Raw genomic sequence first — 23692 nt, 5'->3', positions numbered from 1 at the left:
AGAGTGTCACATCTTCAGGTCGGGTGCTCTGGTCGAACCGGCCATCGAATCCGGCCCGGCGCCGGACACCGAATCCCGGACGCCGCCGCGTCCCGCGTCCCTGTCCGCGCGGGGCAGCGCGGGCTTGGCGGCGGCCTTGTCCAGACTCGTGGCCGTGTCCTGCGGACGCGGGTGCGGCTTCGCGTTCTTCATCACCGCTGCGGTCTGCTTGGCCGACTCGATGGAGCGCTCCGGCTTCTTCACCTTCTTGAACCGGCCGTACGCGATCAGGCCGAGGAGCGCGGCGATCAGCACGTACGCCCCGGCGACGATCAGGAACGACCACCCCAGGGTGATCCCGAGCGCGTGGATGCCGTACGCGGCGGCCATGCTGAACATCGGCATGGCGAAGAAGGCCAGGGTCAGGGCGACACCGATCGCGCCGCTGCCGAACAGCGCCCGCTTCACGTCCTGCCGCAGTTCCACCTTGACGAGGGCGATCTCGTCGTGCACCAGGGCGGAGACATCCGCCGTGGCGGAGGCGAACAACTGGCCGAGGCTGCGCCCGTCGTCGTCGTGGGCTGCGCTCATTGCGTCCTCCGTCGTCAAATCGTTGTCGTTCCGTCAGATCATGCCTCAGCCGGAGTCATCTCCGCCGTCGCCCCCGGCCAGACGGGCGAGCCTGCGGTGTTCCGCGGCCTTCCGTTCCAGGATCTCGGCCATCCGCAGGTGGTAGGCGGGCTGGTCCTGCTCGTACACGTCGGGGACTCCGTCGCCGTCCTCGTCGCGCTCCTCCTCGTCGCACAAGGCGCGGTATTTGTTGTTCCGCAGCTTCAGCAGAATCGTCGCCAGCACCGCGGAGAGCAGCGAGCCGACCAGGACGGCGGCCTTCGCCTCGTCGGCGAGCAGCGCGTCGTCCTTGAAGGCGAGTTCGCCGATCAGCAGGGAGACGGTGAAGCCGATCCCGGCGAGCGAGGCGACCGCCAGGACGTCGGGCCATTTGAGGTCGGCGTTGAGCCGCGCCCGGGTGAAGCGGGCCGCCAGCCAGGTGCCGCCGAACACGCCGACGATCTTTCCGACCACCAGTCCGATCAGCACACCGAGCGTCTCGGGCTTGGTGAACACATCGCGCAGCGAGCCGCCCGAGACCGCGACCCCGGCAGAGAAGAGGGCGAACAGCGGTACGGCAAGGCCCGCCGAGATCGGCCGCACCAGGTGCTCGATGTGCTCGCCGGGAGATTCGCGCTCACCCTCGCGCCTGGTGCAGCGCAGCATCAGGCCCATGGCGACGCCCGCGATGGTGGCGTGCACGCCGCTGTTGTACATCAGGCCCCAGATGACCAGCGCCAGCGGCACGTACACGTACCAGCCGCGTACTCCCGAGCGCAGCAGCAGCCAGAAGACGACCAGCCCGGCCGCCGCTCCGCCGAGCGCGGCGTAGTTGATCGAGGAGGTGAAGAAGACGGCGATGATCAGGATGGCGAAGAGGTCGTCGACGACGGCGAGGGTGAGCAGGAAGGCGCGCAGCGCGGCGGGCAGGGCGGTGCCGATGACGGCGAGGACCGCGAGCGCGAAGGCGATGTCGGTGGCGGTGGGGACGGCCCAGCCCTTGAGGGAGCCGCCGCCGGTGGCGCTGACGACGGTGTAGAAGATCGCGGGGACCGCCATGCCGCACACGGCCGCGATCACCGGGAGCGCGGCGGCCGAGGGGGTGCGCAGCTCGCCCGCGACCAGTTCGCGCTTCAGCTCGATGCCCGCCACGAAGAAGAAGACGGCGAGCAGGCCGTCCGCCGCCCAGTGCGCGACGGACAGGTCGAGGCCGAGCGTGGAGACGCCGAAGTGGAAGTGGCTGACGCTCTCGTAGCTGTGGTGCAGGGTGTTCGCCCAGACCAGCGCCACCACGGCGGCCACCAGGAGCAGGACTCCGCCGACGGTCTCCGCGCGCAGCGCGTCCAGGACGAAGGTGCGTTCCGGGAGCGGCAGCCGTCCGAGGACGGTGTCGGCGCGACGGCGCGGTTGCTCAGTCACGCGGGTACTCGGTCATGGGGGCGGCCTCCTGGGCGGGTGCGGCTGGCTGCGGACACAGGTGTCCCGTGTGCCGACCAGACTTCCCGGCGCGCCCTTAAGTTTTGTCGCGATCCTGCCGCGATGTGTTGTCAGCCTAACCCGAACGTGTGAGGGGCGTCCCGGTGGTTGCCGGGGCGCCCCTCACGGGTGTGGCCGCGCGGGTGTGGCCGCGCCGGGTGTGCTGGGGCCGGGGGTGTCAGTCCTCGCTGGGCGCGCTCGGCAGCTTGCTCTGGATGAGGTCCATCACCGTGGAGTCGGTGAGGGTGGTGACGTCGCCCAGCTCGCGGTTCTCCGCGACGTCGCGCAGCAGGCGGCGCATGATCTTGCCGGAGCGGGTCTTGGGCAGCTCGTTGACGATGAGGATCCGCTTGGGCTTGGCGATCGGGCCGAGCGCCTTGCCGACGTGGTCGCGCAGCGCGCCCGCGAGGTCCGCGCTGTCCTCCGCGGTGCCGCGCAGGATGACGAACGCCACGATGGCCTGCCCGGTGGTGGCGTCGGCGGCGCCCACGACGGCGGACTCGGCGACCTTCGGGTGCGAGACCAGCGCCGACTCGACCTCGGTGGTGGAGATGTTGTGGCCCGAGACGAGCATGACGTCGTCGACCCGGCCGAGCAGCCAGATGTCGCCGTCCTCGTCCTTCTTGGCGCCGTCGCCCGCGAAGTAGCGGCCGGGGAAACGGGACCAGTAGGTGTCGATGTAGCGCTGGTCGTCGCCCCAGATGGTGCGGAGCATCGACGGCCACGGCTCGGTGAGGACCAGGTAGCCGCCGGAGCCGTCCGGCACCTCGTTGGCCTCGTCGTCCACCACGGTCGCGGCGATGCCGGGCAGCGCGCGCTGCGCCGAGCCGGGCTTGGTCTCGGTGACGCCGGGCAGCGGGGAGATCATCATGGCGCCGGTCTCGGTCTGCCACCAGGTGTCCACGATCGGGGTCCTGCCGCCGCCGATGTGCTCGCGGTACCAGACCCACGCCTCGGGGTTGATCGGCTCGCCGACGCTGCCCAGCACGCGCAGGCTCGTCAGGTCGAACTTCGCGGGGATGTCGTCGCCCCACTTCATGAACGTACGGATCGCGGTGGGCGCGGTGTAGAGCAGCGTGACGCCGTACTTCTGCACGATCTCCCAGAACCGGCCCTGGTGGGGGGTGTCCGGCGTGCCCTCGTAGATCACCTGGGTGGCGCCGTTGGAGAGCGGGCCGTAGACGATGTACGAGTGGCCGGTGACCCAGCCGATGTCGGCGGTGCACCAGTAGACGTCGGTCTCCGGCTTGAGGTCGAAGACCGCGTGGTGGGTGTAGCTGGCCTGGGTGAGGTAGCCGCCCGAGGTGTGCAGGATGCCCTTGGGCTTACCGGTGGTGCCGGAGGTGTAGAGGATGAACAGCGGGTGCTCGGCGTCGAAGGGCTGCGCGGTGTGCTCCGCGGACTGGCGCGCGGTGATCTCGTGCCACCACACGTCCCGGCCCTCGGTCCACTCCACGTCCTGGCCGGTGCGGCGCACCACCAGGACGTTGGTGACCTGCGGGGAGCGGGAGACGGCGTCGTCGATGGCGGGCTTGAGCGCGGACGGCTTGCCGCGCCGGTAGCCGCCGTCGGAGGTGATGACGAGCTTGGCGTCGGCGTCGGCGATCCGGGACGCGACGGCGTCGGCGGAGAAGCCGCCGAAGACCACCGAGTGCGCGGCGCCGATCCGGGCGCAGGCCAGCATCGCGATGACGGCCTCGGGGATCATCGGCAGGTAGACCGCGACCCGGTCGCCCTTCTCGACGCCCAGCTCGGTCAGCGCGTTGGCGGCGCGGGAGACCTCGTCCTTCAGCTCCGCGTAGGTGATGCTGCGGCTGTCGCCGGGCTCGCCCTCGAAGTGGATGGCGACCCGGTCGCCGTTCCCGGCTTCCACATGGCGGTCGACGCAGTTGTACGCGACATTCAGCTCACCGTCGGCGAACCACTTCGCGAACGGCGGGTTCGACCAGTCCAGGGTCTGCGTGGGCTCGGTGGCCCAGGTCAGACGGCGGGCCTGCTCGGCCCAGAACCCCAGCCGGTCGGCCGCCGCCTGCTCGTACGCGTCCGCCGTGACGTTGGCGGACGCCGCCAGTTCGGCCGGGGGAGCGAACCGCCGCTCCTCCTTCAGCAGGTTGGCCAGGCTCTCGTTGCTGCTCACGCCAGCTCCTTGTCAGGGTGTCCCACATGTCCCAGCACTACCTCACCAGTCCTGGGCCACCCTGACAATAGCTACCCGAAAAATGGTTTAGACCTTTGCGGCCTCCCGGGCGGTGTCCGGTGCGGCGTCGGGCCCCACCGCCGCGAACACACTCGTCAAACCGTCCAGGATGTACGCCTGCGCCTCCGCGACATGGAAGTACATGCCGTGCAGTTGGAGCGTGCCCTCGCTGACCCGACGCGCCACGCAGGGGTGCGCCATCAGGTGTTCGAGCTGCTGCATCACATTGACCAGGCTCAGTCTTTCGAGGTCGTCGGCGACCGGCCGGTCCGCCAGCGCCACCTCGCCGCGGCCGAGTCTGCCGATCCGGTTGAGCCGCGCCAGGCTGGGGCGGCCGTGCCGCAGCCACCGGGCCAGCGGGGTCTGCGCGCCCGGCTCGTGGTCGGAGCCCAGCAGTGCCTGCATCGCGCCGCACCCGGAGTGTCCGCACACCGTGATGCTGGAGACCTGGAGCACGTCGACCGCGTACTCGACGGCGGCGGCCACCGAGTCGCAGGAGGCGTCGGAGCCGGGCGGCGGCATCAGATTGCCCACATTGCGCACCGTGAAGAGGTCTCCGGGACCGCTTGAGGTGATCATGCTGGTGACCAGCCGGGAGTCCGCGCAGGTGAGGAAGAGCTGGCCGGGCCGCTGTCCTTCGCGGGCCAGCCGCGCCAGCTCCTCGCGGACCAGCGGCGCGGTGTTGCGCTGGAAGGCGCTGACGCCGCCGAGCAGTTGACCGCCGCTGGTGGCGGGCACGGTGCCGGAGCGGGTGCAGTGGTGGTTGCGCCACGGCGTCCAGGGGCGGCAGGCGTGCGCGCTCACCGGTTCGCTGACGGTCCGTCCGACCGCGTCGCCGAGCGTCGCGTGGCCGCCGCGCGAACGGTGCCTGGCGCACCAGGCGTTCAGCGCCTCGTAGGCCGCGTGGTCCATGAAGGAGCCGTCCAGCTCCACCACCGCGTTGGCCCCGTCGGGGACCTGGGCGAAGGCCCGGGTCAGCCGGGGCACCGCCAGGAACGTCAACTGGCCGGTGACCCGCACCCGGTGGCACTCCGGCTCCTCGGTGACGGTGATCCGCGTGTGCGTCAGGCGGCGCAGCGACAGGCACAGCGCGACCACGATCCCCACGATCACGCCCTGGAGCACACCGAACAGCACCACGGAGCCGAGCGTGGCCGCGTACACCGGGAATTCGCGGTGCCGCTGGACGTGTCTGATGTGCGCGAAGCTCACCATGCGGACGCCGACCAGCATCACCAGGGCGGCGAGCGCGGCCAGCGGGATCAGCTCCAGCGCCCAGGAGGCGAGCCCGGCGCAGAGCAGCACCCACACGCCGTGCATCACGGTGGCGCGGCGCGTCACGGCGCCCGCTTCGACATTGGCCGAGCCGCGGATCGCGCCGCCGGCCACCGGCAGGCCGCCGAGCAGGCCCGACACCATGTTGGCCGCGCCCTGGCCGAGCAGTTCGCGGTCGAGCTTGGCCGGCGGGGCGTGCGGTCCCGGCCGCCGGCCCTGGAGGGTGTCGATGGCGACCGCGGACAGCAGCGACTCCATGCTCGCGACCAGGGTGACGGTGAGCACGGCGGCGACCACCCCGAGGACCGGCCCCGAGGGCAGGGTGGGCAGCACGGGCGCGCTCCACGCGGGCAGATTCACCCGCGGCAGTGACAGCCCCGCGCTCACGGCGGTGGCCAGGACGACCGCGGCCAGCGGCGCGGGGATCGCGCCGAGCAGCCGTCCCGCCCTGCCTCGCAGCCGTCGCCAGCCGAGCAGCACGGCGACGGTGATCGCGCCGATGGCGGGTGTGGCCGGGTTGGTGACCGCCAACTGGCCGGGCAGTGCGGTGATGTTGTCGAGGGCGGAGCTCTGCGGGCTGCCGCCGAGGACCACATGGAGCTGGCCGAGGGCGATGACCGTACCGATGCCCGCGAGCATGCCGTGGACGATGGCGGGACTGACCGCGAGCGCGGATCTGGCCACCCGCGCCATGCCGAGCACGAGCTGCGCGAGCCCGGCGAGCACCGTGATGGCGCAGGTGCTGCGCCAGCCGTAGCGGTGGACGAGATCGGCGGTGACCACGACCAGGCTGGTCGCGGCGCCGCTGACCTGGAGGGGCGCCCCGCCGAGCAGCCCGGCGACGATGCCGCCGACGACCGCGGCGACGAGGCCGGACTGGAGAGGCGCCCCGGTCGCCAGCGCGAGGCCGAGCGACAGCGGGACGGCGATCAGGAAGACCGTGATCGAAGCGGACAGATCGGACCGGTGGATTCTCTGCATAATTCCCGTCTCCTTCGGTGGGCGGCGGGACGTGATTGCGGAGCGTTATCGCTCGCTACTCTCAAGCGTCAGTAAATGGAGAGTAATCGACTGACTGCGGAGAGTGAAGTCCAGAGGTCTGATCGGGGCTTTATTTACTGCTATCGAGTGAATTGGCAGATAAACGGCCAGGTCGTTGCGGTCACGACAAGGTCGCATGTCACTTTTTGGGCAAATCCCTTTTTCTGTGATGTGAGGTACGAATGCACTCCCTGCGCAAGGCACCGGCGCTACTCGCCGTAGCCGCGCTGGCCGCAGGCGCGGTCGCGTGCTCCGCCGCCGGCGGCTCGGGCTCCGGCACCGGATCAGCCGCCGGGTCCGGCCCCGGCGCCGCCCCGGCCGTCGGCCGCGCCGAGCCCGGCAACGCCGGCACCCGCCCCGAAGCCGCGGCGCCCCACGCCGTCCGGCTCATCGGCGACGGCTCGACCGCCGACACCGGCCCGCAGCCCCATCAGCCGGTCTTCACGCGCCTCAAGCCGGGGGAGCGACCGCCGCAGCTCGTCGTGTTCTCCTGGGACGGCGCGGGTGAGGACAGCCAGAAGCTCTTCTCGCACTTCCGCGAGGTCGGCGAGCGCTACAACGCGGCGATGACGTACTTCCTCAGCGGCGTCTACCTGCTGCCCGGCGACCACAAGGACGTCTACGCCCCGCCCAAGCACCCGCGCGGCGCCTCCGACATCGGCTTCAACGACCGCCAGGGCATCACCGATACCCTGCGCGAACTGCGCCTCGCCTGGCAGAACGGCAGCGAGATCGGCACCCACTTCAACGGCCACTTCTGCGGTCCCAACGGCGGCGTCGGCACCTGGTCGAGCGACGAGTGGTCCAGCGAGATCCAGCAGGCCGAGGGCTTCGTGAAGAACTGGAAGACCAACTCCGGCCTCACCAAGCTCGACCCGCTGCCCTTCGACTACAGCAAGGAACTGGTCGGCGGGCGCGCCCCGTGCCTGGAGGGCCAGCACAATCTCATCCCGGCCGCCAAGGCCGCGGGCTTCCGCTACGACGCCAGCTCGATCGGCGGCCGGCAGACCTGGCCCTCCAAGATCGACGGCGTCTGGGACTTCCCGCTCCAGGACATCCCGGTGCCGGGACGCGCCTTCGAGACGCTCTCCATGGACTACAACTTCCTCGCCAACCAGTCGGGCACCGTGCACGGCGACCCCGCCAAGCAGGCCGCCTGGGGCAAGCAGATGCACGACGGACTGGCCGCCGCCTTCGAGCGCGCCTACAACGGCAACCGCGCCCCGCTCTTCATCGGCGACCACTTCGAGTCCTGGAACGGCGGCGTCTACATGAAGGCCGTCGAGGACACCGTCAAGGAGGTCTGCGGCAAGGAAGGCGTGCGCTGCGTCAGTTTCAAGCAGGTCGCGGACTGGATGGACGCGCAGGACCCTGCGGTGCTCGCGCGGCTGCGGACGCTGGACGTCGGCCAGGCGCCCAAGGACGGCTGGAACACCTTCATGGGCGGAGCGCCCGCCGCCGCGACGGCGGGCGGTCCCGAGCGGATCAGGCCGACTGTGCGCTAGCGGCCGCAGCGGGGCGGGGCAACTGCTCGTGCTGTTCCCGTTCCCGTTCGCCGAGTACGAAGTCGGGGTCGACCTGCGCCGCCAGGTCGGCGCCCGTCTTCGCGTTTCCCCAGCTCTCCGCGTTCTTGAGGTGGAAGTGCACCATCTGCTGGGTGTAGCGCGCCCAGTCCCTGCGCTCGTACGTGGCGTCCGCCCGTTCGTGCAGCGTGCGCAGCGCGCGGCGGTTGTCCTCCTCCAGCCGCGCGAACCGCGGCGGCCTGCCCTTCTCCATCGCGCGCACCCAGTCCGAGTGCCCGACGGTGACCAGCAGGTCGTCGCCGACCTCTGCGCGCAGGAAGGCCAGGTCGTCCGCGTCCCGCACCTTGTTGCCGACGACCGCGAGATCGACGCCGAAGTCGCGGGCGTACTCCTTGTACTGGCGGTAGACGGCCACACCCTTGCGGGTCGGCTCGGCGACCAGGAACGTCATGTCGAAGCGGGTAAACATCCCGGAGGCGAAGGAGTCGCTGCCCGCCGTCATGTCCACGACCAGGTATTCGTCGCGGCCGTCCACCAGGTGGTTCAGGCAGAGTTCGACCGCGCCGACCTTGGAGTGGTAGCAGGCGACGCCGAGATCGGACTCGTTGAAGGGGCCGGTGACCATCAGCCGCGCGGTGTCGCCCCCGGTGTTCCCCGCGCTCTCTGTGTCCCCGTCGTCTCGGTGGCCTCGGTCCAGGTGCACGGTGCGCGCGCAGGCCGCGTAGACGGGGTTGTCCTCGACCAGCCGCAGCAGCCGGGATCCGTGGCCGGGCGGGGTGGTCTTGATCATGGTCTCGGCGGAGGCGATCCGGGGGTTGGCACCGCGCAGGTATTCCTTGATCTCCGGCAGGTGCGCGCCGAGCGCGGGCAGCGCGGCGGCGTCGTCCTCCGCCAGCCCGAGCGCCGGGCCGAGGTGCTGGTTGATGTCCGCGTCGATCGCGACGACCGGTACGCGGGAGGCGGCGAGATGGCGGATGAAGAGGGAGGACAGCGTGGTCTTGCCGCTGCCGCCCTTCCCGACGAAAGCGATCTTCATGTTCGCTAAGCGTAGTGGCACGGATGCGGATCGTGAGCGTTTGGAGTGGGGAAGGCCACTCTTTCGGGGTCGTTCCGCGGGTTGGGGGGTGGCTAGGGTCGGAACCATGGCTACGAACGCTGATCCCGCTCCCGCCGCCGGTCGGACGGACCCGATGGCTGTCCTCGGCGCGCTGCCGGGCGTACCCGAATCGGTGGACGCCGTACGGCAGGCGGTGGACAAGGTCTACGGGCACCGGGTCATGCGGCGCCGCTCCACCGAGGTCACATCGGAGGCGGCGCTGCGCGGTGCCCGCGGGTCCGCGGCGCTGGCCGGCGCCGACTGGCCGCTGGAGGAGGTGCGCAGGCGCAGCGACTTCTCGGCCGACGAGCAGGCGCGCACGGTCGGCGCGGCGCTGCGGCTGACCGCCGAGGCCGGTCAACTGCTCAGTGTCTGGCGGCAGTCGCCCGTGCAGGCGCTCGCCCGGCTGCACCTGGTGGCGGCGGGCGGAGTGGCGGACGAGCCGACGGTCGGCCGCCCGCGGCGGGCGGGGGAGCCCGTGGACGAGCCGCTGGTCGAGATCGCCGAGATCCCGCTGCCCGACCCCGCCGAGGTCGCCGCCCGGCTGGACGGTCTGACCGGCCTGCTGCGGGCGGGCACCGACGCGCCCGCGCTGGTCGTCGGCGCGGTCGTGCACGGCGAATTGCTGTGCCTGCGGCCCTTCGGCTCCTTCAACGGGCCGGTCGCGCGGGCCGCCGAGCGGATCGTGCTGGTCGGCAGCGGTCTCGACCCGAAGTCGATCTGTCCGGCCGAGGTCGGTCACGCGGAGTTGGGCCGGGCCGGTTATCTCAAGGCGCTGGAGGGATACGCGTCCGGTACTCCGGAAGGCATGGTCCAGTGGATCAGCCATTGCGGGCGGGCACTGGAACTCGGGGTCCGCGAAAGTGTCGCGGTGTGCGAAGCGCTTCAGCGGGGCGCCGCCTGAGCGGTCGACCGCCGGATGTGTGGTGGCTGAAAAGAGATGCGGCGGCACCTTGAGGTGCCGCCGCTGCCATGTCCGTCAAGTTACCAGTGCGTGCACGGTAATTGCCGATCAGGCCGGGATCTTCGCCCGTCACCTGGTGCGGCTGGCCCGATAAGCGGGTCGGCTCCGCGTGGGTGCCTGACTTCCATGCTCGGTCCGTGGGGCCTGGTGCTGTGAACTGCGGTCTTCCTCTCGGAACTCCGTGGTCTCGCGGGCCGCTACGTCCTTTGTACCGCCGTGGGGGGCGCAGGGGAACCCCTCGCCCGACTTCTTTACTTTTGGGATCAATCAGGACATAAGGGCGGGCCGACGGCGTCGGGAGGCCAGCCACACCAGCCCGGCCGTCGCGGCCGCCGCCCCCACGGCAGCCGCCGCGAGCACCGGCCGGGGCGGCATCGACAGCGACGGAATCCGCTGTCTCAGCCGCACGGGACGGCTGAAAGTCAGCACTGGCCAGTCGCGTGAGACGGCCTCCTTGCGCAGCGCCCGGTCGGGATTGACCGCGTACGGATGACCGACCGACTCCAGCATCGGGATGTCGGTCACCGAATCGCTGTACGCGAAGGACCGCTCCAGGTCGTAGCCCTCCGACTTCGCCAGCTCGGCGATGGCGTCCGCTTTTGCGGGACCGTAGACGTAGTGCTCGATCTCCCCGTTGTACGCGCCGTCCTCCACGACCATCCGTGTGGCTACGACATGGTCGGCACCCAGCATCGCGCCGATCGGCTGGACCACCTCGGAGCCGGAGGCGCTGACGATCACCACGTCGCGGCCCGCGGCGTGGTGCTCCTCGATCAGCGAGGCCGCCTCGTCGTAGATGATCGGGTCGATCAGGTCATGCAGCGTCTCCGCCACGATCTCCCGCACTTGCTGGACATTCCAGCCCCGGCACAGCTCGGAGAGGTATTTGCGCATACCTTCCATCTGGTCGTGATCCGCGCCCCCGACCAAGTACACGAACTGGGCATATGCGGTACGCAATACCGCACGTCTGTTGATGAGACCGCCCTGGTAGAAGGAGCGCCCGAAGGCGAGCGTGCTGGACTTGGCGATCACGGTCTTGTCGAGATCGAAGAACGCCGCGGTGCGCGGTGGCAGGTGGTTTTCCACGTGACGAGCATAGGCAACCACCATTCGGCGTAAGCTCGGGCGTGTGGGTTTGCCTGAGAAGGGCTTCGGGTACACCATGGAAGTCACGGATCGTTCGCGACCGTGCTAACCCGGTCTGGCTCCTCCCCCCCCCGAGTCGGACCGTGGGGACGACCCCCGCTCTCCCCCCCGGCGGGGGTCGTCGCATGTCCGGATGCCTTTTCCCGGTTCTCGCGACGTCCTTCCACTCGCATCCTCATGTCGTTCCCCCTCGCGTGCGGCACGGCTGTGATGCGTACGACGTGTGACGGTCCGTAATCGTTGCCAGGAGTCGGCGAACTCACCCGTGAGAGTGGCGGAGTTATCCACAATCGCTGAGTTGTCCACAGATTCCGACCAAGATCATCTCAATTCTCCTGTCTGCCCCAACCTGATCGCAGGCGATGCACACCGGTGCTCGCGTCAGAAGCGACGGGGGACAGGAAATGACGGGATCGACGACACCCGACCAGCGGCCGACCGCCATCGAAGGCCCGGCCGGGCCGCTGATTGTCACTGAGGACGAAACGCTCCTCGACGACCTGCTGCGGCTGTGCGCCGCGGCCGGTACGGAACCGGAGGTGGTCTTCACCGCGCCCCCGCGCGCGACGAGTTGGGACACAGCGCCCCTCGTCCTGGTCGGCGCCGAGGCCACCTCGCGGGTCCAGGACACCGTCCGCCGCAAGGGAGTTCTGGTCGTCGGGCGTGATCTGCACGACCACGACGTGTGGCGCAGAGCCGTCGCGATCGGCGCCGACCATGTCCTCTTCCTGCCCGACGCCGAGAGCTGGCTGGTCGACCGCATCGCCGACATCGCCGAAGGCGTGAGCGAACCCGCCCTGACCGTAGGGGTGGTGGGCGGCCGGGGCGGCGCGGGCGCCAGCACGTTGGCCTGCGCGCTCGCCGTCACCGCGGCCGGTACGGGCAGGCGCACCATGCTCATCGACGGCGATCCGCTCGGCGGCGGCCTCGACATCCTGCTCGGCGCCGAGCGCGTCGGCGGCCTGCGCTGGCCCGACCTCGCCGACTCACGGGGCCGCGTCAACAGCGGGGCACTGGAGGAATCCCTGCCCAGGCTCGACGCGTTGAGCGTCCTGAGCTGGGACCGCGGCGACTCCGTGCTCATCCCGCCCCAGGCCATGCGGTCCGTGCTCGGCGCCGCCCGCCGCCGCGGCGGAGTCGTCGTGGTCGACCTGCCACGGCGCGTGGACGACGCGGTCGCCGAGACCCTCGCCCAGATCGACGTCGGACTCCTCGTCGTACCCGCAGAGTTGCGGGCGGTCGCCGCGGCCACCCGCGTCGCCGCGGCGGTCGGCATGGTCCTCAAGGACCTGCGCGTCGTCGCCCGCGGCCCCTTCGCCTCCGGCCTCGCCGACGACGAGATCGCCCGTCTCGTCGGCCTGCCACTGGCGGGCCAACTCCCTCCGGAACCAGGCTTGTCGGACGCCCTGTCCGGCAGCGGACCACCGGGCTCCGCGAGCCGCGGCCCGCTCGCCCGCTTCTGCGCCGCCTTCCTCGCCCAGGCCCAGCCCAGTGGCGGGAACGTGACGGTATGAACGCCGAACTCCTCGACGCCGTGAGGCTGCACCTCGCGGAACACGGCGGCGAACCCACCCCGGCACGCGTGGCCGCGGCGCTGCGCGCCCGCGGACGCCTGCTCGGCGACAGCGAAGTTCTCGACGTGGTCGCGGCACTGCGTTCCGAACTCGTCGGCGCGGGCCCGCTGGAGCCGCTGCTCGCCGACCCCGCCGTCACCGACATCCTCGTCAACGCCCCCGACCAGGTGTGGATCGACCGCGGCAGCGGTCTCGAACGCGCCGCCGTCCGCTTCACCGACACCACCGCCGTGCGCAGGCTCGCCCAGCGCCTCGCGACCACCGCCGGCCGCCGCCTGGACGACGCCCACCCGTGGGTCGACGCCCGACTGCCCGACGGCACCCGGCTGCACGCCGTCCTGCCGCCGGTCGTGGTCGGCTCGCCGTGCCTGTCGCTGCGCGTGGTGCGGGCCCGCGCCTTCACCCTCGCCGAACTCGTCGCGGCCGGAACGCTCGACACCGAGACCGCCCGGCTGCTGCGCGCGGTCCTCGACGCCCGGCTGTCGTTCATGATCAGCGGCGGCACCGGGTCGGGCAAGACCACACTCCTGAGCTGCCTGCTCGGCCTCGTCGACCCCGCGGCCCGCATCGTCCTGGCCGAGGACTCCGCCGAGTTGCGCCCCGACCACCCGCACGTCGTCCGCCTGGAGACCCGCCCCGCCAACCAGGAGGGCGCGGGACACGTCACCCTGCGGGACCTCGTCCGCCAGGCGCTGCGCATGCGCCCCGACCGGCTCGTGGTCGGCGAGGTCCGCGGCGCCGAGGTCACCGACCTCCTGAGCGCGCTGAACACCGGCCACGAAGGCGGCTGCGGCACCGTCCACGCCAACGCCGCCGCCGACGTCCCGGCCCGCCTCGAAGCCCTCGGCTCCACCGCGGGCCTCGACCGGGCCGCCCTGCACAGCCAGTTGGCCGCCGCACTCGCCGTCGTCATCCACCTCGTCCGCGACAGCTCCGGCCTGCGCCGCCTCGCCGAGATCCACGTACTCAAGCGGGGCTCCGACGGCCTGGTCGCCACCGTGCCCGCCCTGCTCCGCGACGCCCGCGGCCACCACGAACGCGGCCCCGGCTGGGACCGGTTGGCGGCACTGTGCTCGGCGGGTGCGTCATGAGCGCCCTGCTTTCTCAACCTGATGTCGTGCGGGCTGCCGCCCGGCGTGGTGATTCTGTTGCTCGCGGGGGTTCGCTGGCGCGCCTCGAATCCCCCTGGCCTGGGCTGCGAGCTGCGGGTCGCGCATCGCTGGGCAGGTGCGTCATGAGCGCCCCGGTCTCTCCACCTTCGGTCGTCGGGGCCGCCACCCGGCGTGCTGTTCCGGCGGGCGTGGGGGTTCGCTGGTACTGCGGTCCGGGCCGTGAGCCGGCGGTCGGACATCGCCGGGCAGGCGCGTCATGAGCGCGGCGACCTTTCAGCCCTCGGTCGTGTGGGCCGCTGCCCTCTGCGCTGGCTTGGCCCTCCTCATGACGCGCTGGCGCACCTCCGATCCTCGCCGCCGGGCGCGCGATCTGCTGATCGGACCAGGACCCGAAGAGGTGGGGGAGGGCGAGCGGGGACCGGTCACCGGCGAGCAGCGGGCGAATCCGCTGGCACGGCTGAGGAAGGCGGGGGAGACGGCTCGCGGCGAGTGGGCGATCCGGCTTGCGCGGTGGCGCGACGGACGGACGGCGGGCCGTCGCCGGGCGTGGGAGCCGCTGCGGATCGCCGCACGGTTCGCCGGTCGGCGCGGCCGGGTCGGGCCCGAGGCGGTGTGCCTGCCGGTGGGCGGTGGGCTGGGGCTGCTGACGGGATCGGTACTGCCGGTGGTCGCGGGCGCCGTGGCGGTGCCGCTGGTGGGGCGGGCGTTGCGACGGCGGGGCGAGCGGGCGGCGGCCGAGCGCGGGGCGGTCGCGGTGAGCGCGCTGTGCGGCACCGTGGCCGGCGACCTCAGGGCCGGACGGCCACCGCACTCGGCGCTGACCGACGCGGTCGAGTCGGCGGGCTGGCCCGCCTCGCCCGACCTCGCCGACGCGGCACGAATGGTGCTGTCGGCGGCCAGATTCGGCGGCGACGTGCCGCACGCGCTGCGGGAGGCGTCCCGGCTCGGCGCGGGGACGCACGGGCTCGCCGCGGTCGCCGCCTGCTGGCAGGTCGCGGTGGACGGCGGCGCAGGACTGGCCGCCGCGCTCGACCGGGTCGCCGCGGCGCTACGGGCGGACGCCGATCAGCGCGACGATCTGCGCGCCCAGTTGGCGGGTCCGAGGTCCACGTCGGTGCTGCTCGCGCTGCTGCCGCTGTTCGGCGTCGTGCTCGGCGCGGGCCTGGGCGCCGACCCCTCAAGAGTGCTGCTGCACACCCCGGCGGGACTGCTCTGCCTGGTCGCGGGCGGCTGCCTGGAGTGGGCGGGGCTCGCGTGGACGGCGCGGATCGTCCGCGCGGCGGAGGGCGGACCGACAGCGGTCAGAACTCGGCCCCCCGGTCCTGCGAAGGGCGCTTCGAAGGCCGCCGTTTCCGTGAGGGACGGTTCCTCGGGGGGCGGCTCTCCAGCGGCCGGTGGCGCGGTGCTCGAGACCGCGACGGTCGGCCGGGGAAAGGCGGCGACCCCGACGGGGTCGCGGGACCGGGGGCGGCCGTGAACGGTGGGAGTGTCCACAGCCTGGGGACAGCCCTCGTGGCGCTCGCGTTGGTGGCGGCTGCGGTGGCTGCGGTGGCCGCCGTCGGCGGGGCGCTGGCCGAGGCGCGGAGGGAGAGATCGGCGGCGCAGCGGCTGGGCGCGGCGCTGGGGACCGGGCGGTCGCGGAAGTCCCCTCGGCGGGCGCTCCGGCGGCTCAGGGGACCGCTGCGCGACTGGGGTCCGCCGGTCGCGGCCGGGCTGGGGGCCGCGACGTTGATCAGCGGGGTGCTGGGCGGCCTGGTGGGGGTCCTCACGGCCCTCGGGGTCAGGAGATCACTCCGGGGGCGGCAGAACGCCACAGAGAGCTCCGAGGCGGACGAGGAGCCCGATCCGTCGGAACTCCCGCTCTGCGTGGACCTGATGGCCGCCTGCCTCGCCGCCGGGGCGTCACCCGGAGAAGCGGCGGGCGCCGTGGGCCGGTCGTTGGCCGGGCCGCTCGGGACCGCGCTGATACGGGTCAGGGCCGAGCTGCGGCTGGGCGGCGACCCGGCGGAGTGCTGGCAGCGGTTCGGACGGCTGCCCGCCGCCCGCGAGATGGGGCGCTGCCTGGCCCGCGCCTCCACGACGGGCAGCGCGCCGGTCGCGGAGATGTCCCGGCTGGCCGCGGACTACCGGGCCGCGTACGCCCGTTCGGCACTCGCCAGGGCCCGGCGGGCCGCGGTGCACGCCACCGCGCCCCTGGGGGTCTGCTTCCTCCCGGCCTTCCTGCTGGTCGGCGTCGCCCCCGTGGTGATGGGCCTGGCGGGCACCGTCCTCGGCCGCACGGGCTGACGCCCCGCCCCGGACCGCACGGGCTGACACGCCGCCCGGACCGCCCGCGCCCGACGCACCACCCGAAGCGAACGACTCGAACAGCCATGTCCACACGCACACCCACACGCACATCCACGACACCAGGAGATCCCGATGACGCATCAGACGATGGACCAGCACCTCGCCCGGACGGCCCAGCCGGCCCTGACGAAATCGATCAACTCGATCAACTCGAAGAACCCGCCCGGCGCGATGGCCTCGGCTCCGCCCGCGCTCCGGGTGCCGCCGGTGCCGCGCGCGGTTCGCCTGGCGCGGGCCGAGCGGCGGCGGTGGGTCGCCCGGATGCGGCGGAGGGCGGCGCGGTACAGGGACGTGAGCCGTACGGCGGCGGAGGCGGGGATGAGCACGGCCGAGTACGCGGTGGGGACGATCGCGGCGTGCGGGTTCGCGGCGGTGCTCTACAAGATCGTGACGAGCGGGCCGGTGCGCTCGGCGTTGACCGGCGTGATCGTGAAGGCACTCCATGTGCCGTTCTGAGCGGGGCCGCCCGCCGCGCGACCAGGGGTATGTGACGGCGGAGGCCGCCATGGTGATCCCGATGCTGGTGGCGCTCACCGCCGCCCTGATCTGGGGCCTGATGGCGGCTGCGGCGCAGGTGCGGTGCGTGGACGCGGCGCGGGCGGGGGCGCGTGCCGCGGCGCGCTCCGAGGCGCCGGGCGAGGTGCTGCGGGTGGCGCGGGAGGCCGCGCCGTCCGGAGCGCGGGTCGGCGTGGAGCGGTCGGGCGACCTGATCCGGGTCCGGGTCACCGTTCCGGCGCCGCGCTTCCCCGTCACCCTGCGGGCCGAGGCCGTCGCGCTCGCCGAGGACGCCGTGGGCGGGGGTGGGCAACCGTGAAGGTCCCCGCGCCCCGCGGGGACCGGGGCTCCGCCACCGTGTGGTCACTGGGGCTGATCGCCGTGCTGGGCGCGGTCTTCGCCGCCGTGCTCTTCATGGACGAGGCGGTCATCGCCCGGCACCGGGCGGGCGGCGCCGCGGATCTGGCGGCGCTCGCCGCGGCCGACCACGCGCTGGAGGCCCGTACGCGGGCCTGCGGGCTGGCGGCCGAGGTGGCGGCGGCGCAGGGCGCCCGGCTGGTGAGCTGCGTGGTGGCGGGTGAGATCTCCGACGTCACCGCGGAGGTCGACGGCGCCCGTGTGCGGTCCCGCGCGGGACCGTCACTCGACCCCGGTCCCGACCCCGGGTCGGCCACCGTCAGCGGCACCGGGCGCGGCCTCAGGACCGGTCTCGGCCCCGGCGCCGTCCCCCGCCTCAGGCGCGGCCCCGAGACCGGCCCCGGCGCCGTCAGCGGCCTCGGCGGTGCCCGCCGTCAGCAGGCAGTCCAGGAGGCGGACGGCGGCGGCCTTGTCCAGGGGGTCGTTGCCGTTGCCGCACTTGGGGGACTGGACGCAGGAGGGGCAGCCGAATTCGCATTCGCAGGAGGCGATGGCCTCGCGGGTGGCGGTGAGCCAGGTGCGGGCGGTGTGGAAGGCGCGTTCGGCGAAGCCCGCGCCGCCGGGGTGGCCGTCGTAGACGAAGACGGTGGGCAGGCCGGTGTCGGCGTGCAGGGGTATGGAGACCCCGCCGATGTCCCAGCGGTCGCAGGTCGCGAAGAGCGGGAGGAGACCGATCGCGGCGTGCTCGGCGGCGTGCAGGGCGCCGGGCAGCTCCTCGGGGTGGATCCGGGCGGCGTCCAGCTGCGCGTCCGTGACGGTCCACCACACGGCCCGGGTGCGCAGGGTGCGCGGGGGCAGGCCGAGCTTGGTCTCGCCGAGGATCTCACCGGTGATCAGCTTGCGGCGCAGGAAGGACACCACCTGGTGGGTCACCTCGACGGAGCCGAAGTGGATCCGCGCCTCGCCCCACGGCTCCTCCAGGTCGCCGCTGAGCACCCGGATGTCGGTGGTGTCGCGGGCCATCGTGGAGTAGGACGGGTCGGCGGGCTCGACCAGCGCCACGCCGTCCTCCAGGTCGAGCCGCTTGACCAGGTAGGTGCGGCCCTGGTGGAGGTGGACGGCGCCGTCGTGGACGGCGGTGTGCGCCGAGGAGGCGTCCACCGTGCCCAGCAGCCGTCCGGTCGCCGTCTCCACGACCTGCACGGGACTGCCGCCCTCGCCGCGGATGTCGGTGAGGTCCGCGGCCCGCTCCCGGCGGGTCCAGTACCAGCCGGAGGCGCGCCGGCGCAGCAGCCCGCGCTTCTCCAGCTGCGGCATCAGCGACGCCGCCTCGGGGCCGAACAGGACGAGGTCGTCGTCGGTGAGCGGCAGCTCGGCCGCGGCGGCGCACAGGTGCGGTGCCAGCACATAGGGATTGTCCGGGTCCAGGACGGTGCTCTCGACGGGCTGCTCGAAGATCGCCTCGGGGTGGTGGACGAGATACGTGTCCAGCGGGTCGTCCCGGCCGACCATGATCGCCAGCGCGCCCTGCCCGGTCCGTCCGGCGCGGCCCGCCTGCTGCCACAGCGAGGCCCGCGTGCCCGGGTAGCCGGCCAGCAGGACCGCGTCGAGGCCGGAGATGTCCACGCCCAGTTCGAGGGCGGAGGTGGAGGCGAGGCCGAGCAGGCGGCCGGAGTGCAGGTCGCGTTCCAGGGCCCGGCGCTCGTCGGCGAGGTAGCCGCCGCGGTAGGCGGCGACCCGCCCGGGAAGCGAGGGGTCGATCTCGGCCAGGCGTTCCTGGGCGATCAGGGCGACCAGTTCCGCGCCGCGCCGGGAGCGGACGAAGGCCACGCTGCGCACGCCCTGGACGACCAGGTCGGTGAGGAGTTCCGCGGTCTCGGCGGTCGCGGTGCGGCGCACGGGAGCGCCGTGCTCGCCGGACAGCTCGGTCAGCGGCGGCTCCCACAGCGCGAAGGCCAGGCCGCCGCGCGGCGACGTGTCCTCGGTCACTTCGGCCACCGGCACCCCGGTGAGCCGGGAGGCGGCCCGCGCCGGGTCCGCGGCCGTCGCGGAGGCGAGCACGAACACCGGCTCGGCCCCGTACCGCGCGCAGACCCGGCGCAGGCGGCGCAGCACCTGGGCGACGTGCGAGCCGAAGACACCGCGGTAGGTGTGGCACTCGTCGATCACCACGTAGCGCAGTTGACGCAGGAAGGAGGCCCAGCGGGCGTGGCCGGGCAGGATGCCGCGGTGCAGCATGTCGGGGTTGGTGAGCACGTAGGTGGCGTACTGCCGGACCCACTCGCGTTCCTCGACGGGGGTGTCGCCGTCGTAGACCGCGGGGCGGATCGCGGTGCCCAGGGGCGCGGCGAGGCGGGTGACGGCGCGGCGCTGGTCGGCGGCCAGGGCCTTGGTGGGGGACAGGTAGAGCGCGGTGGCGCCCCGGCCGTTCGGCGCCTCGGAGCCGTCCAGCAGGGCGCTGAGCACCGGTGCCAGATACGCCAGCGACTTCCCGGAGGCGGTTCCGGTGGCCACCACCACCGACTCGCCGCGCGCCGCGTGGCCCGCGGCCAGCGCCTGGTGCTCCCAGGGACGGTCGATCCCGGCCGCGCGGATCGCGTCCACGACCTCGCTTCTGATCGTGTCGGGCCAGGAGGCATGGCGGCCGACCCGCGGGGGCAGGTGCTCCGTATGGGTGATGCGCGCGGCTCGGTCTGCCCCCCTGGCGAGCCGCTCCAAAGCGGTTCGGGGGGACGGGCGGCCGTGCGCCGACTGCGGAAGATGATCCTGGGCCATCGGCACTCAGTGTGTCACCGGCGTGACGGACAATCGCAGTAAGGCGTCGTGCTCGCCCGCTGCGAAGTGATTGAATGCCATCGCGGCCGTCGATCCGTCCCCTACCTTCTGGTGGGGGCCCCAGGGGGGCGCCGCGTCGATGCAAGGTGCTGGAGGATCCGTGGACCTGTCCCTGTCGACCCGAACCGTCGGCGATCGTACGATCGTCGAAGTCGGCGGCGAGATTGATGTGTACACCGCGCCCAAGCTGCGGGAACAGCTTGTGGAGCTTGTGAACGACGGGAGTTACCACCTGGTCGTGGACATGGAGGGAGTGGACTTCCTCGACTCCACCGGCCTGGGTGTGCTCGTCGGCGGGCTGAAGCGGGTGCGTGCTCATGAAGGATCGCTGCGACTGGTGTGCAACCAGGAGCGCATCCTGAAGATTTTCCGTATCACCGGTCTGACCAAGGTGTTCCCGATTCACACCTCGGTCGACGAGGCTGTCGCGGCGACCGACTGACGATCGCCGTCGAGGGGTACCGGACGGGATCACCGTCCGGGCCCCCGTGATGCCCACCCAAAGGACCGAAGGGGAGGCCATGCCCACCGTAGAACTGCTCTTCAGCGCCCAGCCGGAGCATGTGCGAACAGCACGGCTCGTAGCGGCGGCGGTGGCGCGCCGGGCGGGGGTGGACGAGGCGGTTCTGGACGAAGTACGGCTCGCGGTGGGCGAGGCGTGCAGCCGCGCGGTGGGTCTGCACCGTGGCAACGGTGTGGAAGAACCGGTCCGGGTGATGCTGACCGAGGAGGAGAAGAAGTTCTCCATCGAGGTCGCCGACGAGGTCCCGGGCAACGCCTCGGGCTCCGCGTCCGACGCCGCGGGTGACGAGCTGAGCGACGAGGGCGAGATGGGCCTCGCCGTGATCAGCGGCCTGGTCGACGACGTCGAGGTCACCGAGACCGCCACCGGCGGTGTGATCCGCATGAGCTGGCCGATCGTCCCGCCCGTCTGACCGTAGCCCGTCCCGCCCGTCCGACCGTGGACCGGCGGCCCTCTCGACCGGCGCACCGGCTCGACCGGCGGGCCGGCCTGACCGGCACACCGTTCTGAGCGCGACGCGGCCCCCGGCCGCCCCTCAGATCATCTTTCTCGCCTGATCACAGGCGACACTCACTCCTGTTCACAGGCGAACGCCGCGTTCACGAATATCCTTTTTCGACGCGGCACCCTGTTTTGAAGTGCTGCGGCTCCCTACAATCCGTCCATCTTGCTCAGCTCGCCTGAGCGTTGCGGCTTGTCGAGCCGTGAAGCCGCACGCCCATGCGCCAAACGTCAAGGAGGACGAATGGCGGGGCCACTTACCCCTCACACGCTTGCCGCGACACCGGTACTGACCGACGGAAATCGTCTCCTCGTATGGATCATCGCCGTCGTCGCACTGGGCGCACTCGCGCTCGCCGCGGTGTTGGTACGTCAAGTGCTCGCAGCGGACGAGGGCACCGACAGCATGAAGAAAATCGCGGCTGCCGTGCAGGAAGGCGCCAACGCCTACCTCGCACGGCAGTTCCGTACTCTGGGAATTTTCGCCGTGGTGGCGTTCTTCCTGCTCATGCTGCTGCCCTCGGACACCACTTCGCAGCGGATCGGCCGGTCGATCTTCTTTCTCGTGGGCGCCGTGTTCTCCGCGGTCACCGGATATGTCGGAATGTGGCTGGCGGTCCGCAGCAATGTGCGGGTCGCCGCCGCGGCCAGATCGGCGACGCCGGCACCCGGCGAACCCCCGGCCGACCTGACCGACGTGTCGCACCGGGCGATGCGGATCGCGTTCAGGACCGGCGGCGTCGTCGGCATGTTCACCGTGGGCCTCGGCCTGCTCGGCGCGTCCGCCGTCGTCCTGATCTACAAGGCCGACGCGCCCAAGGTGCTCGAAGGATTCGGATTCGGCGCGGCGCTGCTGGCGATGTTCATGCGCGTCGGCGGCGGCATCTTCACCAAGGCGGCCGACGTCGGCGCCGACCTGGTCGGCAAGGTCGAGAAGGGCATCCCCGAGGACGACCCGCGCAACGCCGCGACCATCGCCGACAACGTCGGTGACAACGTCGGCGACTGCGCGGGCATGGCGGCCGACCTCTTCGAGTCGTACGCCGTCACCCTGGTCGCCGCGCTGATCCTCGGCAAGGTGACCTTCGGTGACTCCGGCCTCGCCTTCCCGCTGCTCATCCCGGCGATCGGCGTCCTCACCGCCATGGTCGGCATCTTCGCGGTCTCCCCCCGCCGCAGCGACCGCAGCGGCATGACGGCCATCAACCGCGGCTTCTTCATCTCCGCGGTCATCTCCCTGATCGGCGTCGCCATCGCCGTCTACACCTACCTGCCGTCCTCCTACGCCGACCTCAAGGGCGTCGACAGCGACATCTCCGGCCACGCAGGCGACCCGCGCACCCTGGCGATGGTCGCCGTCGCCATCGGCATCGTGCTGGCCGCGGTGATCCAGCAGCTCACCGGCTACTTCACCGAGACCACCAGGCGCCCGGTCCGCGACATCGGCAAGACCTCGCTGACCGGCCCCGCCACCGTCATCCTGTCCGGGATCTCACTCGGACTGGAGTCCGCGGTCTACTCGGCGGTGCTGATCGGCCTGTCCGTCTACGGCGCCTTCCTGCTCGGCGGGACCTCCGTCTGGCTCGCGCTGTTCGCGGTCGCGCTGGCGGGCACCGGCCTGCTGACCACCGTCGGCGTCATCGTCGCCATGGACACCTTCGGACCCGTCTCCGACAACGCGCAGGGCATCGCCGAGATGTCCGGCGACGTGCACGGCGAGGGCGCCCAGGTGCTCACCGACCTCGACGCCGTCGGCAACACCACCAAGGCCATCACCAAGGGCATCGCCATCGCCACCGCGGTACTGGCCGCCACCGCCCTGTTCGGCTCGTTCAAGGAGGCCATCGACACCGCCGTCGCCAAGGCCCATCCAGCGGCCTCCGACGCCCGCTGGCTGTCCCTGGACATCTCCCAGCCCAACAACCTGGTCGGGCTGCTGCTCGGCGCGGCCGTCGTCTTCCTCTTCTCCGGCCTCGCCATCAACGCCGTCTCCCGGTCCGCGGGTTCGGTGGTCTACGAGGTGCGCAGGCAGTTCCGCGAACACCCGGGGATCATGGACGGCACCGAACTGCCCGAATACGGACGGGTGGTCGACATCTGCACCAAGGACGCGCTGCGCGAACTGGCCACCCCCGGCCTGCTCGCCGTCCTCGCGCCCGTGGCGGTCGGCTTCACCTTCGGCGTCGGCTCGCTCGCCTCGTACCTGGCGGGCGCGATCGGCGCGGGCACGCTGATGGCGGTGTTCCTGGCCAACTCCGGCGGCGCCTGGGACAACGCCAAGAAACTCGTCGAGGACGGCCACTACGGCGGCAAGGGCAGCGAGGCCCACGCCGCGACCGTCATCGGCGACACGGTCGGCGACCCGTTCAAGGACACCGCGGGCCCGGCCATCAACCCGCTGCTGAAGGTGATGAACCTGGTGGCGCTGCTGATCGCCCCCGCGGTGGTCAAGTTCAGCTACGGCGTGGACGCGAATCTCGGCGTACGCGTCACCGTCGCGGTGGTCTCGATCGCCGTCATCGTCATCGCGGTCTACATCTCCAAGCGGCGCGGCATCGCGATGGAGGGCGACGACGACGGCGACGGCGGGGACACCGGGACCCGCACCCCGGACACGGCCGCAGTGGCCTGATCCGA

At 72.0% G+C, this 23692-nt stretch carries 18 protein-coding genes and 1 pseudogene; 12 read left to right on the top strand and 7 right to left on the bottom strand.

All coding sequences use genetic code 11. The annotated features are described in order from the left end of the window. Positions 1-6: 6 nt before the first annotated feature. The 4 genes from ACIO6U_RS09965 to ACIO6U_RS09950 form a co-directional block, all read right to left on the bottom strand. On the bottom strand, positions 7-570 hold the full coding sequence (locus ACIO6U_RS09965) for a phage holin family protein (protein ID WP_355346170.1): 564 nt from the start codon (positions 568-570) through the stop codon (positions 7-9). Positions 571-615: 45 nt separating this feature from the next. Beyond that, positions 616-2007: a Na+/H+ antiporter NhaA gene (gene nhaA / locus ACIO6U_RS09960; protein ID WP_391158228.1), complete on the bottom strand. Its 1392-nt coding sequence runs from the start codon at positions 2005-2007 to the stop codon at positions 616-618. 235 nt (positions 2008-2242) lie between these two features. Beyond that, a complete protein-coding gene (acs, locus tag ACIO6U_RS09955) occupies positions 2243-4201 on the bottom strand; it encodes an acetate--CoA ligase (RefSeq protein WP_355346164.1) in 1959 nt (652 codons plus the stop codon). Positions 4202-4288: 87 nt separating this feature from the next. After that, positions 4289-6517 carry a bifunctional SulP family inorganic anion transporter/carbonic anhydrase gene (locus ACIO6U_RS09950; RefSeq protein WP_401717250.1) on the bottom strand — a complete coding sequence of 743 codons (2229 nt, stop codon included), beginning with the start codon at positions 6515-6517 and terminating at the stop codon, positions 4289-4291. A 242-nt stretch (positions 6518-6759) separates the two neighbouring features. On the opposite strand from ACIO6U_RS09950, the gene ACIO6U_RS09945 reads away from it, so the two are divergent. After that, positions 6760-8082, top strand: a complete 1323-nt coding sequence (locus ACIO6U_RS09945) for a hypothetical protein (protein ID WP_401717247.1) — start codon at positions 6760-6762, stop codon at positions 8080-8082. Here the strand turns inward: ACIO6U_RS09945 and ACIO6U_RS09940 are convergent. Next, complete coding sequence (locus ACIO6U_RS09940) at positions 8063-9136, bottom strand: ATP-binding protein (protein ID WP_401717245.1); 1074 nt, start codon at positions 9134-9136, stop codon at positions 8063-8065. The genes ACIO6U_RS09945 and ACIO6U_RS09940 overlap by 20 nt on opposite strands. A 106-nt stretch (positions 9137-9242) precedes the next feature. Here ACIO6U_RS09940 and ACIO6U_RS09935 point away from each other — a divergent pair, with 106 nt between their 5' ends. Next, positions 9243-10100 (top strand): oxidoreductase, encoded by an 858-nt coding sequence (locus ACIO6U_RS09935; RefSeq protein WP_355346152.1) that lies wholly within the window; start codon positions 9243-9245, stop codon positions 10098-10100. Between the two features lie 327 nt (positions 10101-10427). Here the strand turns inward: ACIO6U_RS09935 and ACIO6U_RS09930 are convergent, their stop codons facing one another. After that, positions 10428-11273, bottom strand: a complete 846-nt coding sequence (locus ACIO6U_RS09930; protein WP_355346325.1) for an HAD family hydrolase — start codon at positions 11271-11273, stop codon at positions 10428-10430. A gap of 440 nt (positions 11274-11713) precedes the next feature. Here ACIO6U_RS09930 and ssd point away from each other — a divergent pair, with 440 nt between their 5' ends. From ssd to ACIO6U_RS09895, 7 genes and pseudogenes are all read left to right on the top strand, one after another. After that, complete coding sequence (gene ssd / locus ACIO6U_RS09925) at positions 11714-12823, top strand: septum site-determining protein Ssd (RefSeq protein ID WP_401717241.1); 1110 nt, start codon at positions 11714-11716, stop codon at positions 12821-12823. After that, positions 12820-13974: a TadA family conjugal transfer-associated ATPase gene (locus ACIO6U_RS09920; protein ID WP_401717238.1), complete on the top strand. Its 1155-nt coding sequence runs from the start codon at positions 12820-12822 to the stop codon at positions 13972-13974. Before ssd ends, ACIO6U_RS09920 begins: the two co-directional genes overlap by 4 nt. Before the next feature lie 346 nt (positions 13975-14320). Further along, on the top strand, positions 14321-15472 hold the full coding sequence (locus tag ACIO6U_RS09915; protein ID WP_401717235.1) for a type II secretion system F family protein: 1152 nt from the start codon (positions 14321-14323) through the stop codon (positions 15470-15472). A gap of 35 nt (positions 15473-15507) precedes the next feature. Then, a complete protein-coding gene (locus ACIO6U_RS09910) occupies positions 15508-16281 on the top strand; it encodes a type II secretion system F family protein (protein ID WP_401717232.1) in 774 nt (257 codons plus the stop codon). Between the two features lie 135 nt (positions 16282-16416). Then, on the top strand, positions 16417-16800 hold the full coding sequence (locus ACIO6U_RS09905; RefSeq protein ID WP_355346140.1) for a DUF4244 domain-containing protein: 384 nt from the start codon (positions 16417-16419) through the stop codon (positions 16798-16800). Further along, positions 16787-17158 carry a TadE family type IV pilus minor pilin gene (locus ACIO6U_RS09900; RefSeq protein WP_391158210.1) on the top strand — a complete coding sequence of 124 codons (372 nt, stop codon included), beginning with the start codon at positions 16787-16789 and terminating at the stop codon, positions 17156-17158. The genes ACIO6U_RS09905 and ACIO6U_RS09900 overlap by 14 nt, the downstream gene beginning before the upstream one ends. After that, positions 17155-17406 (top strand): annotated as a pseudogene (locus ACIO6U_RS09895) (Rv3654c family TadE-like protein); the annotation flags it as partial. The gene ACIO6U_RS09900 and the pseudogene ACIO6U_RS09895, both read left to right, overlap by 4 nt. A 72-nt stretch (positions 17407-17478) precedes the next feature. Here ACIO6U_RS09895 and ACIO6U_RS09890 read toward each other — a convergent pair. After that, positions 17479-19971 (bottom strand): DEAD/DEAH box helicase, encoded by a 2493-nt coding sequence (locus ACIO6U_RS09890; RefSeq protein WP_401717229.1) that lies wholly within the window; start codon positions 19969-19971, stop codon positions 17479-17481. Between the two features lie 160 nt (positions 19972-20131). Here ACIO6U_RS09890 and bldG point away from each other — a divergent pair, with 160 nt between their 5' ends. The 3 genes from bldG to ACIO6U_RS09875 all read left to right on the top strand — a co-directional run bounded on the left by bldG (position 20132) and on the right by ACIO6U_RS09875 (position 23687). Beyond that, the gene (gene bldG, locus ACIO6U_RS09885) at positions 20132-20473 is read left to right on the top strand and encodes an anti-sigma factor antagonist BldG (protein WP_031520166.1); all 342 of its coding nucleotides are present in this window, start codon (positions 20132-20134) and stop codon (positions 20471-20473) included. Positions 20474-20552: 79 nt separating this feature from the next. Beyond that, entirely contained in the window at positions 20553-20966 is a 414-nt protein-coding gene (locus ACIO6U_RS09880; RefSeq protein ID WP_355346130.1) for an ATP-binding protein, read from the top strand. 333 nt (positions 20967-21299) lie between these two features. Next, positions 21300-23687, top strand: a complete 2388-nt coding sequence (locus ACIO6U_RS09875) for a sodium-translocating pyrophosphatase (RefSeq protein ID WP_355346127.1) — start codon at positions 21300-21302, stop codon at positions 23685-23687. Positions 23688-23692: the final 5 nt, after the last annotated feature.

The sequence above is a fragment of the Streptomyces sp. NPDC087422 genome (assembly GCF_044744145.1).
Taxonomy (GTDB): domain Bacteria; phylum Actinomycetota; class Actinomycetes; order Streptomycetales; family Streptomycetaceae; genus Actinacidiphila.
Note: the sequence above shows the minus strand (reverse complement) of the source record. Positions and strands in the feature narration are given on the sequence as shown.